The organism is Pseudomonas sp. FW305-E2 (assembly GCF_058782925.1).
In genome coordinates this window covers 60663-75951 of record NZ_JBYSYE010000020.1, presented here as the reverse complement: position 1 = coordinate 75951, position 15289 = coordinate 60663, and the positions used below count along the sequence as shown (strand labels likewise).

At 62.0% G+C, this 15289-nt stretch carries 13 protein-coding genes; 5 read left to right on the top strand and 8 right to left on the bottom strand.

Features of this window, described 5'->3' with window-relative positions; genetic code table 11:
* The first annotated feature begins 12 nt into the window (after positions 1-12).
* The gene (gene rarD, locus AC3WLP_RS16430; protein ID WP_003253870.1) at positions 13-900 is read left to right on the top strand and encodes an EamA family transporter RarD; all 888 of its coding nucleotides are present in this window, start codon (positions 13-15) and stop codon (positions 898-900) included.
* On the opposite strand, the gene AC3WLP_RS16425 is transcribed toward rarD, so the two are convergent.
* Positions 863-2434, bottom strand: a complete 1572-nt coding sequence (locus tag AC3WLP_RS16425) for a TerC family protein (protein WP_012052176.1) — start codon at positions 2432-2434, stop codon at positions 863-865. The two genes, rarD and AC3WLP_RS16425, sit on opposite strands and share 38 nt — an antisense overlap.
* 291 nt (positions 2435-2725) lie before the next feature.
* Between AC3WLP_RS16425 and AC3WLP_RS16420 the strand changes: the two genes are divergently transcribed.
* On the top strand, positions 2726-3307 hold the full coding sequence (locus AC3WLP_RS16420; protein ID WP_017148313.1) for a LysE family translocator: 582 nt from the start codon (positions 2726-2728) through the stop codon (positions 3305-3307).
* Here AC3WLP_RS16420 and AC3WLP_RS16415 read toward each other — a convergent pair.
* From AC3WLP_RS16415 to AC3WLP_RS16405, 3 genes are all read right to left on the bottom strand, one after another.
* Entirely contained in the window at positions 3272-4120 is an 849-nt protein-coding gene (locus AC3WLP_RS16415; protein WP_012052174.1) for an AraC family transcriptional regulator, read from the bottom strand. The genes AC3WLP_RS16420 and AC3WLP_RS16415 overlap by 36 nt on opposite strands.
* Positions 4121-4167: 47 nt before the next feature.
* Positions 4168-5286 (bottom strand): glycosyltransferase 61 family protein, encoded by a 1119-nt coding sequence (locus AC3WLP_RS16410; protein WP_012052173.1) that lies wholly within the window; start codon positions 5284-5286, stop codon positions 4168-4170.
* Between the two features lie 229 nt (positions 5287-5515).
* Positions 5516-6670 (bottom strand): GNAT family N-acetyltransferase, encoded by a 1155-nt coding sequence (locus tag AC3WLP_RS16405; RefSeq protein WP_017148312.1) that lies wholly within the window; start codon positions 6668-6670, stop codon positions 5516-5518.
* Between the two features lie 451 nt (positions 6671-7121).
* On the opposite strand from AC3WLP_RS16405, the gene AC3WLP_RS16400 reads away from it, so the two are divergent.
* From AC3WLP_RS16400 to AC3WLP_RS16390, 3 genes are all read left to right on the top strand, one after another.
* Positions 7122-8741 (top strand): NADP-dependent glyceraldehyde-3-phosphate dehydrogenase, encoded by a 1620-nt coding sequence (locus AC3WLP_RS16400; RefSeq protein WP_012052171.1) that lies wholly within the window; start codon positions 7122-7124, stop codon positions 8739-8741.
* A gap of 110 nt (positions 8742-8851) precedes the next feature.
* Positions 8852-9331, top strand: a complete 480-nt coding sequence (locus tag AC3WLP_RS16395) for a VOC family protein (RefSeq protein ID WP_004577478.1) — start codon at positions 8852-8854, stop codon at positions 9329-9331.
* A gap of 51 nt (positions 9332-9382) precedes the next feature.
* Entirely contained in the window at positions 9383-10564 is a 1182-nt protein-coding gene (locus AC3WLP_RS16390) for a DUF8534 domain-containing protein (RefSeq protein ID WP_012052170.1), read from the top strand.
* A gap of 126 nt (positions 10565-10690) precedes the next feature.
* Here the strand turns inward: AC3WLP_RS16390 and ilvA are convergent, their stop codons facing one another.
* The 4 genes from ilvA to AC3WLP_RS16370 all read right to left on the bottom strand — a co-directional run bounded on the left by ilvA (position 10691) and on the right by AC3WLP_RS16370 (position 15112).
* On the bottom strand, positions 10691-12250 hold the full coding sequence (gene ilvA / locus AC3WLP_RS16385) for a threonine ammonia-lyase, biosynthetic (RefSeq protein ID WP_012052169.1): 1560 nt from the start codon (positions 12248-12250) through the stop codon (positions 10691-10693).
* 180 nt (positions 12251-12430) lie between these two features.
* On the bottom strand, positions 12431-12862 hold the full coding sequence (locus AC3WLP_RS16380; RefSeq protein WP_003253887.1) for a PACE efflux transporter: 432 nt from the start codon (positions 12860-12862) through the stop codon (positions 12431-12433).
* 243 nt (positions 12863-13105) lie between these two features.
* Complete coding sequence (locus tag AC3WLP_RS16375; RefSeq protein ID WP_012052168.1) at positions 13106-14404, bottom strand: ATP-binding protein; 1299 nt, start codon at positions 14402-14404, stop codon at positions 13106-13108.
* Between the two features lie 6 nt (positions 14405-14410).
* Positions 14411-15112 carry a response regulator gene (locus AC3WLP_RS16370; RefSeq protein WP_003253889.1) on the bottom strand — a complete coding sequence of 234 codons (702 nt, stop codon included), beginning with the start codon at positions 15110-15112 and terminating at the stop codon, positions 14411-14413.
* Between the last annotated feature and the right edge of the window lie 177 nt (positions 15113-15289).

The following is a 15289-nucleotide window of genomic DNA, read 5'->3' as shown; positions in this document are numbered from 1 at the left end:
TTCGAGGCATTCGTGTCAAAAGGCATTGTTTCATCGGTCATGGCGTCCTGCCTGTTCGCTGTGATGTACTTCTATACCTCCCTGCTCAAGCCACTCGATGGCGAAGAAATCTTTGGCTGGCGCACCCTGCTGACACTGCCCTGCCTCACCTTGTTCATGCTTGTCTCGAAAGACTGGAAGCGAGTGGGCGAACTGATGGGCCGGGTAAAACGCACGCCGGTGCTGTTGCTCGGCATGGTCGGCACGTCCTGGCTGATGGGGGTGCAACTGTGGCTGTTTCTCTGGGCGCCCCTGCACGGGCGCAGCCTGGAAGTGTCGATGGGTTACTTCCTGCTGCCACTGGCCATGGTCCTGACCGGGCGGCTGGTCTATGGCGAGCGCCTGTCACGCCTGCAGACGGTAGCCGTGGCCTGCGCCGCACTGGGCGTGGGCCACGAGCTGTACCAAAATGGCAGTTTTGCCTGGGAAACCCTGCTGGTAACGATCGGCTACCCGGTCTACTTCGTGCTGCGCCGACGCTGCCGCACCGACCACCTGGGCGGCCTGTGGTGCGACATGTGCCTGCTGCTGCCGTGGGCGCTGTACTTCGTGATCCAGAGCCCACTTTCCAGCGCTGACCTGCAAGCACACCCGGGGCTGTATGTGTTGGTGCCGATCCTTGGCGCGATCAGCGCTTCGGCGCTTATCGCCTACGTGCTGGCCAGCCGCATGCTGCCATTCAGCCTGTTCGGCCTGCTCAGCTACGTCGAACCCGTGCTGCTGGTGGGCGTGGCGTTGCTGCTGGGCGAAACCATCGGCCCGGATCAGTGGCTGACCTACCTGCCAATCTGGGCCGCAGTACTGGTGCTGGTGCTTGAGGGCTTCAAGCACCTGCTGCGTCAGCGTCGCCGCTCGGTGTAAGCCGAACCTGGCGTACCCGTCGCTCTTCAACCGCCTCCACGGTCAGCATCCAGCCATTCCAGGCTAGCCGGTCACCGACCATCGGCAGGCGGTCGAGCAAGCTCATCACCAGGCCCGCAAGGGTCTGGTAATCCTCGGTAGCACGGGCACTGAAGCCAGTACGCGCCTGCACCTGGCTGAGGTTCAGCGCGCCGCTGACCACAAAGCCTTCCCCCTCCTGGACGATGCCCGGGCCTTCAACTTCACTGGCATCCGGCAGCTCACCGGCAATCGACTCAAGGATGTCGGTCATGGTCAACAGCCCGGTGAAGTCACCGAACTCGTTGACCACGAAGGCAATATGGGTCGACTGACCGCGCATTTGCTCCAGGGCATTGAGGATGCTGAAGCTCTCCAGCAGGTTCAACGGCGCCCGGGCCATGTTTTCCAGGTCGGGCTGGCTGCCCGAGAGCAGTTCCTTCAGCAGTTCCTTCTTGTGCACAAAGCCCAGGGGCTCGTCCACGCGACCATCGCGGATCAGCGGCAGGCGCGAGTACGGCGAATTGGCCAGGGCCTGGGCAATGGCGTCGGCCGGTTGCGCCAGGTCGATCACATCAACCTCGGCACGGGCTGTCATCACCGTACGAATCGGCCGCTCGGCCAGGTTCAGCACGCCGCTGATCATGACCCGCTCACGGCGGTCGAACAGCACCTGTTCCCCGCCGCCCTCGACCAGGTCGGCAATCTCCTCGCCGACCTCGTCAGCCTCGACCCGGCGGCCGCCCAGCAGGCGCAGCACGGCATGAGCAGTACGTTCACGCAACGGCTTGTGCTGTTGCAGGCTGCGCTTGCGACGGGCGCGCGCCAGCTGGTTGAACAGCTCGATCAGGATCGAGAAGCCGATGGCCGCGTACAGGTAGCCTTTCGGGATATGGAAGCCCAGGCCTTCGGCGGTGAGGCTGAAACCGATCATCATCAGGAAGCCCAGACACAGCATGATCACCGTGGGGTGGGCGTTGACGAAGCGGGTCAGCGGCTTGCTGGCAACGATCATGATACCGATCGAGAAGATCACCGCGATCATCATCACGGACAGCTCATCGACCATGCCCACCGCCGTGATCACGGCATCCAGCGAGAATACCGCGTCCAGTACCACGATCTGGGCAACGATCGGCCAGAACGCGGCATGGCGCAGCGTGCCACTGGCCTGGGTCACGTGACCTTCCAGGCGTTCGTGCAGCTCCATGGTGGCCTTGAACAGCAGGAACACACCACCGAACAGCATGATCAGGTCACGGCCAGAGAAGCTCTTGCCGAACACTTCGAACAGCGGTGCGGTCAGGGTGACCATCCACGAAATGCTGGCCAACAGGCCCAGGCGCATGATGAGCGCCAGGCTCAGGCCAATGACCCGCGCGCGGTCGCGCTGATGGGGCGGCAACTTGTCGGCAAGGATGGCGATGAACACCAGGTTGTCGATACCCAGCACCAGTTCGAGGACGATAAGCGTCAACAGGCCTAGCCAGGCCGTGGGGTCGGCTAACCATTCCATTAGCGGGTACTCACGTGGAACACGTCACAAGGACGGGAGAAGGATGGCCAGAAAGGCCGAAGACTGGGGGGCTCCGCGAAGGTGCTCATATAGACCTTGATAACAAATTGGGAGAACGATGCTACAAGCACAGCACGTTTCTGTTGTAGCGCAAAACTATTACAAAACCTGTAACAACCCTGCATCACCATTAGCCCTGCAGGCGCGAGTCGTGCGCGGGTACTTTTGTTCAATACATCAGACCGTCGGCGACGCGAGGATAACGCCTCCCCAACCACGTGGATCTTCCTCATGAGCCTATCCCTGTCCATGGCCGCCTTCGCCCTTGCGGCCTCTATCTCCCCCGGCCCGGTCAACATCGTCGCCCTTGGCAGCGGTGCCCGCCATGGCCTGCGCGCCAGCCTGGCGCATGTGGCCGGTGCCACGCTGGGTTTCTGCCTGCTGCTGGTGCTGGTCGGGCTGGGCCTGCATCAACTGCTGCTTCGCTGGCCTTTGCTGGGCCTGATGTTGCACTGGGGCGGGGTGGCGTTTCTGCTGTACATGGCGTGGAAGCTGGCCAGTGACGACGGTAACCTGAACAACGCACAGCCTACCCAAGCCCCTTCAGCCTGGCACGGCGCAGCAATGCAGTGGCTGAACCCCAAAGCCTGGTTGGCCGCCGTTGCCGGGGTGGGTGCCTACACCGGTGGTGAACAGCACTTGCTGTGGCTGTTTGCCTGGATCTACGGGCCGATCTGTTTCATCTCGGTGGCCTGCTGGGCCTGGGCCGGCAGCGTGATTCGCCAGTACCTGGACAACCCACGTCACCTGCGCATGCTCAATCGGAGCCTGGCTGTGTTACTGGTCGCCAGTGCGGTTTACCTGATCCTTTAAGGCATGCACGGCTCCTGCAGGAGCGCCCAGGCTAGCGACGGCATTTCTGTAATGCCCCGGTGTCGCCGCCAGGTGCTGTTTGAATGCCCGCTGCAGGTGTGCCTGATCAGCGAACCCGGCCTCCTGTGCAACTTCAGCAATTGAACGGCCCTGGCGCAACTGCGCCCGGGCCAGTTGTACACGCTGGTCTAGCAGGTAACCATGGGGCGTCAGGCCGAAGCGTTGGCCAAAGGCACGAATCAGGTAGGAACGGGACAGGCCGCAAGCCCCGCAGATGTCTTCGAGGCTGAGCGGGTCACTGCGGTGGGCGCGTATGAAAGCAGCCGCTGCATCCAGCCGTGGATTGCCCTGGTCAATCTCGCTGGCATTACGGGCAAGCATGCCCGGCAGCTCGCTGAACAGGGCCGCCAGGCGGGTTTCCCGATCAGGCAGCCTGGCGTCGAACAGGTCGGCAAAGGCCTGCAACAGCCGCCCGTACAATACAGGTGAGCGGCTCCAGGTCTGCGTTGGCAGGGTAAAACCCACTGCCTGCAACCAAGGCTGATCGACGAACAGCATCAGGTAAGACCAGGATTCCCCGGCAACAGGGTTGCAGGTATGCACCACGCCCGGGTTCATCAACACCGTGGTACCCGCCCCCACCTCAACGCACTGGTCACTGTTGATGTAAGTGCTACGCCCCCCCGTGATCACCCCGATGGAGAAGCTCTCGTGAGAGTGCGCGGCGTAGCACACCTTGCGCCCGTCCCCTACCCGTCGGGCTTCGACGAACGGCAAGGCAGGGTCGCGCCAAAACCGTGATACCTCGATCATCCTCTACTGCCCTGCCCGCCGCGGATCCATGCACCGATACTACACACTTATCGTGGGAACAGATCCAACGTGCGCTCCACTTCGTCAATATCGATCCTGAAACCGTCGCCTTCCGGCAGGCCCACCACAAAGCCAAAATGCTGCTGGTCACGATCCGTCAGGTATTTGTAGTAACTGACGAAACGGTTCGGCGGCTGCAAAGTCAGCAGGCAGCCTCCAGCCTGCAGCACATTCACGCCATGCACCAACTGGCTACCCTCCACCCCAATGACCACTTTAGCCCCGGCGCAGGCCGCGACAATGCTCGGCACATCGGACTTCAGCGGGTTGACGATGCGAAAACCGCGGGTAGTACGCAAGTGTTCGGCAAGCTCCAGCTCGTTGCGCAACAGGCGCAGGTCACCATCACCGCCCCGCAACAGGAAAACCCCCGGGTGCTGCGTGTACGACACATGCGAGAGCAGCTTGTCACCCATGGCCCGGTAGCGAGCATGCCGGCTGCGGTTGTTGCTCTGGTCATCGAACAGCACCAGCTCACGGAAGAACGCACTGCGCAGGCGCAAAGGCTTCATGTCCAGCCAGTCTTCATAGGCCGGTGCCTGGGTAAACAGCGGATACCTGGCAGAGGGGGCGGTGGTCACCGGGATGCCCTCGTTGCAGGCCAGCGCATAGGTCGGACAATCTTCCATCAACCAGGTGCCGAACCAGGCGTTACCGTTTTGTGTGCAGTAGATTGCAGCGCGGTCGATTTCATTGTCGATGAGGATGGTCGGGAAGGTACTCGGCTTCTGTGACAGCCAATGGCTGGCCTTGCCCTTGTACAACGCCCCCTCGACCAGCCATACATCCTTGATCAAGTAGCCGCGGGTTGGCCCTTGCAATGTGTTGACGCCTCCCTGCATGGTCTGCGCCGGGTGCACGTAGGGGTAAAACCGCTTGCCTTCCCAGCCCGTTACCCGCTCCAGCTGGCCAGGCAGGAAAATGGCCGGTGGCGAAACCGTGGCTTCGCCCGGGGCGATGTCCCAGCACTTGGTGGCGACGCTCTTGAGATCGGTCGCCGCTTTTCCACCCAGCCGTTTGCGCGCCATGTGGCGGTAGGCGGCCAAGGTCCAGCTGTGTTGCCTGCCTGCGGGCGATGCACTGAACTGCGAGATGTCGCTTCCCATGAAGCGTCCTCCCTTGATGGCGAAATGTGGAGCCCGGCGCTAGGCGCTGTACGAAAAGTCTTGAGACGCAGGTCAGGCAAGGCGAAAACAGCCGAGGAACGGCCGGGGTCGCGCCCGACTGTACTGGAGTACATGAGCATTCCGAGGCGGTTTTCAACGCAGCATGAACCAGTATCAAGGCTTTTCTTACAGCGCCTAGGCGCCAGATCAAAGCATCCCTGGCAGTTACTCAATTACTCGTGACTCTTTCCATGGTGGGCGGTGACTGCAAGCTGGCGTAACGGCTGCGCAACGTTTGCACAAACGGTTCGCCTGCCCCGCTGCCGCCATAGAGATAAATCTTGTGCAGGCCACCAAACACCATTTCGTGATAGCGACTGGCAACTTCCTCATCGCTTGGGCCATCCGGGAGCCCCAAATGCAACGTCAGCTTGTCGCCTTCGACCGCGAACATCGGCGTGTCCCACAGGAACTTTGCCGTACCGGTCTTGGGCAGGCGGACAAACAGGTACGCATGGTTACCCAGCGAATCGATATCACCACCGCGGCGGCGCTTCCACTTCAGCAGGCCGTCGTCCGGGCGCGCCAGACACAGGCCGATGTCGTAATAATCGAAGCCCTGCTCCAGTGCCCATTCAAGCGCCATGAAGGTGGTGATCGAATTCACCTCGCGCAATTTCTTCGCATCGGAAAACACCGCCTCGCAATAGCCAAAGCGCAACGTGCTCCAGTAACGCTTGCCGCCGCGTACCACTTCACACCCCAGGTGGCAGCCGATCACCTCATCGCCCAGCATGATCAAGTCTAGCCGGCCGACACTCTTGGCAATACGGAACACCTCTTCGGTAGGAAACTGCGCGGCATGAATGCCCTGCCGGGCCGAAGCATAAGGGCGCAGCAAATCCCGGTCGGCCATGGCGATTTCTTCGTCCGAAAGGGCTTGGCGCATGTGATACAGCGGCCGGTTCTTACGAATGCTGCGCCGCAGTTCGCTGTCGTAGCGGGCCGTGATGTCTTCCAGAGGGCGCCCCAAGGGCACCACGGCGCTCAGGTAGTGCGGCACTGACAGCGCCCCCGACGTGGGCATTTCGCTGATGACCACGACGTGGCTGGCAGCCGCCGTGGCACTTGCACCGTCTACCATCGATGCGCTGCCCTGACCCTTGCCACCGATCAGCAGCTTGGCCATTTCCCGTTGCTGCTTGCGGCCGATGTAGAGGATTTCGTACGGGCTCTCCTGTTGCGGGCGAAACCTGGCGACTTCCCAACGCCAGAGACAGGCACGCGCCATCATTTCTCGCACCTTGCTGGCCAGCAGCCTGATTTCGTAGCGCATGGAGGGCGACAGGAGCTTGCGCGCCACAGTCGTCAAGGTCTTTTTCATTTCTTCTTCGACGTCCTTTTGAAGTGCTCTATTGGCCAATCGGAAAAAGAGAAAAATCCAGCAAAAACACTTAACACTTTGATTTTTATAGTGTGGCTTGCAACTTTCTTATCACATTCAGTAACAATTTAAGATGCCTGCAAACGCTTTGGCAAGCGGCTTCTGGCTGACTTTAGATCAAGTTTCATGGCGTCAAATTCCCCGCATCAAACCGACGCTCAACAACACATTTGCTATAACCGTGCCCATCAAGCTCCGCTGGCCACTTCGCTATCCATGAATAACCTTTGACGACTTGCATCAACGTCTCTCAGGCCGCTGACGGATTGCCGGGCAGGCATGGATGGCCATGTTGAACCAGACTGGTGTTTTTCCGGCAGCCAGTGCATGCTCCAAGCTGAAACGATTCAACTGACTTGAAAACCGCCCTTTGATGTGAGGTGCAGTACCCATGGACCGTTTGCTCGATTCACTCTTCCCCAGCGCCGAGAACATCCCGGAAACCTGGCGTCTGGGAGCCCCACTGGAACAACGCGACTACCTGGTCAACGGTGAACTCAGGCGCTGGGACGGCCCGTTGGCCACGGTGCGTAGCCCGGTGTGGCTCAAGCAAGGCGACGAAGAGCATCAGGTCATACTGGGCAGCGCCCCGCTGCTGGATGCCGAGACCGCGCTGACCGCCCTCGATGCTGCCGTGCAGGCCTATGACAAAGGCCGTGGCGCCTGGCCGAACATGCGCGTGGCCGAGCGTATCCAGCATGTGGAATCCTTCCTTGCCCGCATGCGTGAACAGCGCCAGGCCGTGGTCAAGCTGCTGATGTGGGAGATCGGCAAGAACCTGAAGGATTCAGAAAAGGAATTCGATCGCACCTGCGACTACATCGTCGACACCATCAACGCCCTCAAGGACCTGGACCGCCGCTCCAGCCGCTTCGAGCTGGAACAAGGCACCCTCGGCCAGATCCGTCGCGCCCCACTGGGCGTGGCCCTGTGCATGGGGCCCTACAACTACCCGCTGAACGAGACCTTCACCACGCTCATCCCGGCGCTGATCATGGGCAACACGGTGGTGTTCAAGCCGGCCAAGTTCGGCGTACTGCTGATCCGCCCCTTGCTCGAAGCGTTCCGCGACAGCTTCCCGGCAGGCGTGATCAATGTCATCTATGGACGCGGCCGGGAAACGGTGAGCGCGCTGATGGCCAGCGGCAAGGTCGATGTATTCGCCTTCATCGGCACCCACAAGGCCGCCAGCGACCTGAAAAAACTGCACCCACGCCCGCATCGTCTGCGCGCCGCACTGGGCCTGGACGCCAAGAACCCGGGCATCGTGCTACCCCAGGTCGACCTCGACAACGCTGTCGAAGAGGCCGTCACCGGGGCGTTGTCGTTCAACGGCCAGCGCTGCACGGCACTGAAGATCCTGTTCGTGCACGAGGATGTGGTCGAGGCCTTCCTCGACAAGTTTCAGCGCAAATTGGCGGCGCTCAAGCCCGGCATGCCGTGGGAACCTGGCGTGGCGCTGACACCATTGCCCGAGCCTGGCAAGGTCGACTACCTCGATGGCCTGGTTGCCGATGCGACGGCCAAGGGCGCGCGCGTGCTCAACGAAAATGGCGGGCACAGCCGCGGCTCATTCTTCTACCCGGCCTTGCTGTACCCGGTCAGCCAAGAAATGCGCGTGTACCACGAGGAGCAGTTCGGCCCGCTGGTACCGGTGGTGCCCTACCGCGACCTGCAGACAGTGATCGACTATGTGCTGGACTCCGACTACGGTCAGCAACTGAGCCTGTTCGGCAACGACCCGGCCACCATCGGCAGCCTCGTCGACATCTTCGCCAACCAGGTCGGGCGCATCAACATCAATGCTCAGTGCCAACGCGGCCCTGACACCTACCCGTTCAACGGCCGCAAGAACAGCGCCGAGGGCACGCTCTCGGTGGATGACGCTTTGCGTGTGTTCTCCATCCGGACGCTGGTCGCCACCCGCTTCCAGGAGGCCAACAAAGCGCTGATCAGCGAGATCATTCGCAACCGCCAGTCAAGCTTCCTGACCACCGACTACATCTTCTGACCGCCGCGCTTATAGACAATCGATCTAGCGTCACTGTCGATTTTCCATCTGGGCGAACGACTCTAAGCAACAGGGCGCCTTTCGGCGCCCATTGCACAGGAGAGTCGAACATGGCAGTCAAACCCATCCCCGAAGGCCAGCACAGCATCACGCCCTACCTGGCCATCAACGACGCCGCCAAGGCCATCGAGTTCTACAAGCAAGCCTTTGGCGCGAAGGAAATGTTCCGCCTCGATGCCCCGGGCGGTCGCGTTGGCCATGCCGAACTGAGAATCGGCGATTCGTCGCTGATGCTGGGCGACCCCTGCGACATGGAAGGCGGCCTCACCGCCAGCCAGAAGCTCAGCGGTGCGGGTGTTGGCCTGCACTTGTATGTTGAAGACTGCGACAAGGTTTACGCCCAGGCCCTGGCCGCCGGGGGCATCCAGTTACATCCCTTGACCGACCAGTTTTACGGTGACCGCAGCGGCACCCTGAAAGATCCGTTTGGCAACATCTGGTTCGTGTCCACCCACAAAGAGGACCTGACCCCCGACGAGATTCGCGCCCGTGCCGCGAAGATGTTCGGCGGTAGCCAAGCGGCGAGTTGAAAGCCGCGCGACTTTGCTTGAAGCTTGAGGCTCGTAGCTTGGAGCTGCTTCATGCGAATCATCGACAAAACCGCCACCCAGGTGCGCAGCCTGACCCCCGCTGAAGAGGAACTGCTGGTCGGCTTTGCCACCGGCAGCCTCGCCGGCCCGCGCCTGCTACAGGCCAACCAGCTACTGATGAAAGTACGCAACGCCAACCAGTGGCTGGCTTGCGACTGCCGCAACGATGCCTTGCCGGTGCTCAATGTCACCCTCAACGGCAGCACCGGCACACTTTTCCTCAAGAACAACCCAGGCACCGCCGAGCACGCGCCTGGCTGCCCGTTCACCAAGGACGAGCGGGAAGCCGCCGAACGTGAAAACGACCCCGCACCACCTGCCGCCTGGCTGCCACCCGATACACCCTTGCGCCTGATCAGCGACTTCCGTGCTGGCACGGCCGGTGGCGCCGGCGACGGCAACGACAGACGCGAACAGCAGCGCCTGCTGTCACTGCTGCTAACCTGGATTGAAACCAGCGGGCTCAACCTCTACGCCACCCACTTGAAAAAAGACCTGACCACGCAGTTTGCCGAGTTGCGCAGCGTGGCCAGCCGCTATCCGTTGCTGGAGCGGGTGCCCGCCAGCAACTACCTGGAAACCCGCCTGGACATGAAGCACATGATGATGCTCAAGTCCCGCCTGCGCGAAGCGTCTGTGTTCGGCAACCACCGCCGCCACGGTCTGCTGCTGGACTGCGTCGACCAGATCAAAGGGCGCAAGTTGTTCAACAACCGCAGCGAGGACGGCTTCGACTTCCAGGGGCATCACCTGTACTGGGGCGGGAGCCGCACCACCGGGCCGTTGCTGGCGCTGATGATCTACTCGCCGACCAGCGCCGGCAGCCATTTCTATGAGCTGATTCATGTGGCCAGTGTGCCCGTGCTGTCGCGCGCCCACCTGTTCCCGGTGTACCGCGATGAAGAGCGCGAGCCGCTCAAGGCATTGGTGTCGCTGATCGACTGGATGGCCAGTAAAGGGGTGAAAGTGCAGATGCGTCGCCCCGTGATCGGTGGGCAGGTGATGGATGAGCTGGTGCTGACCTCGGACCAGGACCGGGTGTTGTCAGTGTCGCTGCTGGAACAGCCCATCGGCCCCGAGCCGGATACCGAGAACTTCAAGCGCTACGCCGACTTCAAAAGCCTGGAAACATTCCGCAAGTTCGTTGCCGGCTTTTTCATGCGCGAGCGTTGAAACCCACTCGTTGGCTCGCGCAGTTTCTTGCAGGAGATCGCCCTGCCCTTTGGACCGGGCGATCACGCTGCGAACAAAGGCGGCAAGCAAGCGGCTAGACACGCCTGCATTGGCCACACAGGTGCCTCAGCCCAGGAACAGCTTGTACGCCGGGTTGTCAGTCTCGTCCCAATACCGGTACCCCATCTCGTCCAGCGTCAACGGCAAGCTCGCCAATTCGTCCGCTGGCACTTCCAAAGCAGCGAACACCCGCGCCTCCGCCGCACCATGGTTGCGGTAATGGAACAGGCTGATGTTCCAACGTTTGCCCAACCGCTCCAGAAACCCCAGCAACGCCCCTGGCCGTTCGGGAAACTCGAAGCGCAGGACCCGCTCATCAGCCCCTGACGCGGCATGCCCGCCCACGGTATGGCGCACATGCAGCTTTGCCAGCTCGTTGTCGGTCAGGTCCAGCACGCTGTACCCCTGCTCCCGCAGGCTGGCCAGCAACTGCTCACGTGGGTCGTGCACCGGGTGGGTCTGCACGCCCACGAACAGGCGCGCCTCCTTGCCAGGGTAGAAACGGTAGTTGAATTCGGTGATCTGCCGCTTGCCCAGTGCCTGGCAAAAGGCCCGGAAGCTGCCCGGCTGTTCCGGAATTGTCACGGCGATGATCGCCTCGCGCTGCTCGCCCAGCTCGGCCCGCTCGGCCACGTGGCGCAAGCGGTCGAAATTGACGTTGGCCCCGGAGTCGATGGCCACCAGGGTCTGCCCCTGCACACCTTCACGCGCCACGTACTTCTTGATCCCGGCCACAGCCAAGGCCCCGGACGGCTCGGTGATCGAACGGGTGTCGTCGTAGATATCCTTGATCGCCGCGCACAGCTCGTCACTGCTCACCGTCACCACCTCGTCGACGAAGTGGCGGCACAGCTCGAAGCAATGGGCGCCGATCTGCGCCACCGCCACGCCATCGGCAAAGGTGCCGACCTGCGGCAGGATCACGCGTTCGCCGACGGCCATGGCAGCCTGCAGGCAGTTGGAATCCACCGGTTCGACGCCGATCACCTTCACCTCAGGGCGCAGGTACTTCACATAGGCGGCGATCCCGGCGATCAACCCACCACCGCCCACGGGCACAAAGATCGCGTCCAGCGCCCCCGGGCGCTGACGGAGGATTTCCATGGCCACGGTACCCTGCCCGGCGATCACATCCGGGTCATCGAACGGTGGCACGAAGGTCGCGCCTTCGCTGTCGGCCAGCTTCAGTGCATGGGCCAGCGCATGCGGGAAGCTCTCGCCATGCAGCACCACATGCCCGCCGCGCGAACGCACGCCTTCCACTTTCAACGATGGCGTGGTGGTGGGCATGACGATCGTTGCTTTGATACCCAGATGCGATGCCGCCAAGGCCACGCCCTGGGCATGGTTGCCCGCCGAAGCGGTGATCACCCCGCGCTCACGCTGCACATCGGTCAGACGCGACAGGCGGGTGTAGGCACCGCGGATCTTGAACGAAAACGTAGGCTGCAGGTCTTCGCGCTTGAGCAACACCTGGTTGCCCAGGGCGGCAGACAAGGCCGGGGCCGCTTGCAGGGGCGTTTCGATGGCCAGGTCGTACACCGGCGCGGCAAGAATGCGCCGCACCTGCTCCGACAGCAGTTGCTGGGGGGTGACGGTAGTACGAGGGACACTGAAGCTGGTCATCGATGACTCCTTGGCTGTTTTTACGTTGCCCAGGAGTCAGAGAGAAAAAACCCGCCTCCAGGGCGGGTTCGGTGCACGTACGCGCTAGCCCGCCAAGCTGATAATGGCGGTAATAATAATGGCGTTCACGTGCGGGAATGTGTTCATGGGTAGGAACTTAGCCTGCCTCGCGGCCAGAAGTCAACACTTGGCCTGCTGCGCCGAAAGCGGCACATCGAACACCTTGTCGAAGCCCCACTGGAAGACAAAGGCGTAAACGAAGAAGAACACGAACAGCGCCAGGTTGGTCAGCAGTGCCGCCCACAGGCTCACGTCCAGCCAGTACGCCACCAGCGGCAGCAGAATCACCACCAGCCCACCCTCGAAACCCAGCGCGTGCAGCAGGCGCCGCAAGAAGGTGCGCTCACGCTTGTGCTGGCGTGCTTCCCAACGTTCGAACACCCAGTTGTAGCCCATGTTCCAGCTCATCGCGATACCCGACATCAGCACCGAGAGCACGGTCGACTGCGCCATGCCGGCGCCGAACGCCAGCTCCAGCGCGGGCGCCACACAGGCGACGGCGATGGCCTCATAGAGAATGGCCTGGACGATCTTGCGGGCCTTGCCTTGCATGTTCAGCTCCCTGAATGAACGACCTGTAAAGCTACAAGATGTAGCCCCCAAGAAAAAGCCCGAACGCTGGACAACTTCGCGCGTGGCCGCCCGGCTGTGAGGTAAAGCGTTCGCCATAGGCGTTGAAGGGCTGGACCCGCTGGGGCCGAACAACGCGTGGCGGCGCCGTCCCTGCCCAGGTGTTGCATGAAGCCAAGACCGCTTTGCGTTGGGATCAAGCCAGTTGGCAGACCAGGTGAAACATCATCCGGCGGGCAAACGAATCCTGAACTGCGCCCCACCCAGCGCCGACTGCGCCAGGGTCAAGGTACCACCCTGCCCCTCGATCGCCCGGCGGCTGATGGCCAACCCCAGGCCAAAACCACCGGTGTTGCGATCGCGACTGCGGTCCAGACGGTAGAACGGCTGGAACACCCGCTCGCGCTCCTCCACAGGGACGCCAATCCCGTCATCCTCAACCGTCAGCAAGCAGGCGCCATCGGCTTCCAGGCGCAGGCGCAGCAACAGGCTTTCATCGCAATAGCGCATGGCATTGCGCACCAGGTTCTGCACCGCGCGCGCCGTCAGTCGCGGGTCCAGTACAAAGCGCGGCAACTCACCCTCGGCGCGCACTTCCCACTGGATACCCCGGCCATCGAGTTCCTCGGCAAAGCCCCCAAGCACACTGTCGACCAGCTCCAGCAGCGATACCTCCACCCGCTCTCGCGCCTGATCGGCATTGTACAACCGGCTGTAGGACAGCAGCTCCAGCACCAGTTCATCCAGCTCGCGCACATGCCCGACCAGCTCCAGCAGGCGCTTGCGGCTGGCTGGCGGCACTTCGTCGAACAGCAGCACCAGGCCGAAGTCCAGCCGGGTCAGTGGCGTGCGTAACTCGTGCGATACCGCATTGAGCAGTTCACGCTGCTGGTTGACATGGCGTTCCAGGTCACTGGCCATGGTGTCGAATACCCCGGCCAGCTCACCAATGTTGGAGTGAGGCGAAATGTGCGTACGCTCAGCCATCTGCCCCTGGCCCAGGCGCCGAGCGGTCTCCTTGAGGCGCTCCAGATCACGCCAGTGCGGCCAAACCCACAGCAGCAGGCAACCCAGCATGGCTGCACCAATCAATACGGTCACGCCCCACGACAGCACGTTGATGTCCAGCGGGTCTGGCGGGGAATGCAGGCGTACCAGCCACTCCTTGTCCAGCGGCGCCAGCACCGTCTCGTAATAGCCCCACTCGGCAATGCGCACTGCGTACAGGCCATGCTCCAGGCGCGCCTGCTCCTCATCGCTCAAACCGGCCTGATCCCTGCGCAGCAGCTGCAGTTCCAGCGGCGCGAAATCACTGGCCAGTTCCTGCTCCACCGCTGGCCACTGCTCGCGCGGGGCCTGGCGGAACTGGCGCACGATCAACGCTTGTACACCCTTGGCCTGGTCCAGGTTGTAGGCCATGAACCGGTCGCGGAACAGGCCGACAATGGTGTCAGGGATGAACAGCAATGCGCCGGCGTAGGCGACGATGATCACCAGGTACAACCGCACCAGGATCTTGAGCATGGCCGATCAGCACTCCCACTCGACACGGCTGAACAGGTAGCCCTTGCCCCACACGGTCTTGATCTTGCGCGCTTCGCCGGCGTTGTCGTCGAACTTGCGCCGCAGTTTGGAAATGGCCACGTCAACGGAGCGATCGGTGCCATTGAACTCGATGCCGCGCAGTTGTTGCAGGATACGGTCGCGGTTCATCACCTCACCGGCATTGCGCGCCAACACCACCAGCAGGTTGTACTCGCCGCTGGACAGCTCCACCTCCTCGCCGCGCCAACTCACCGTGCGCTCGGCCAGGTCGATGCGCAGGCCACCAATCAGGATCAGGTCGTTTTCCAGGCGCGGTTCGTTGACACTGCTGCGGCGCAGCAGCGTGCGCACGCGGGCCAGCAGCACGCGTGGCTCACAGGGTTTGGTCACGTAGTCGTCGGCCCCCATTTCCAGGCCAAGCACCTGGTCATGGCTGTCGTCGCGGGCCGTCAGCATGAGGATTGGCAGAGTCTGCGACTCCTGGCGCAGCAGCCGGCACAGCTGCAGGCCATCGATGCCCGGCAGCATCAGGTCAAGGATGACCAGGTCAGGCCTTTGCCGACGGTACTCGTCCAGTACATGATCGCCCCGGGCGATCACCTGGACATGGAAGTCGTTGCGTTGCAGGTAGCTGGCGATCAGCTCGGACAGGGCGCTGTCGTCTTCGACCAGGAAAATATTCGGCATAGGTGCTTGGGCGTCTGGGTTGAAGTAAGCCTGTGGAGAGCACTTCGCGGGTAAACCCGCTCCTGCAGGTCCCCGTAGGAGCGGGTTCACCCGCGAAGAGGCCAGCACAGGCCCATGCAGAATATAGAACCCAACCACTCGACAGGATCATTCTTCACACTTTTTCACACTCGCCCT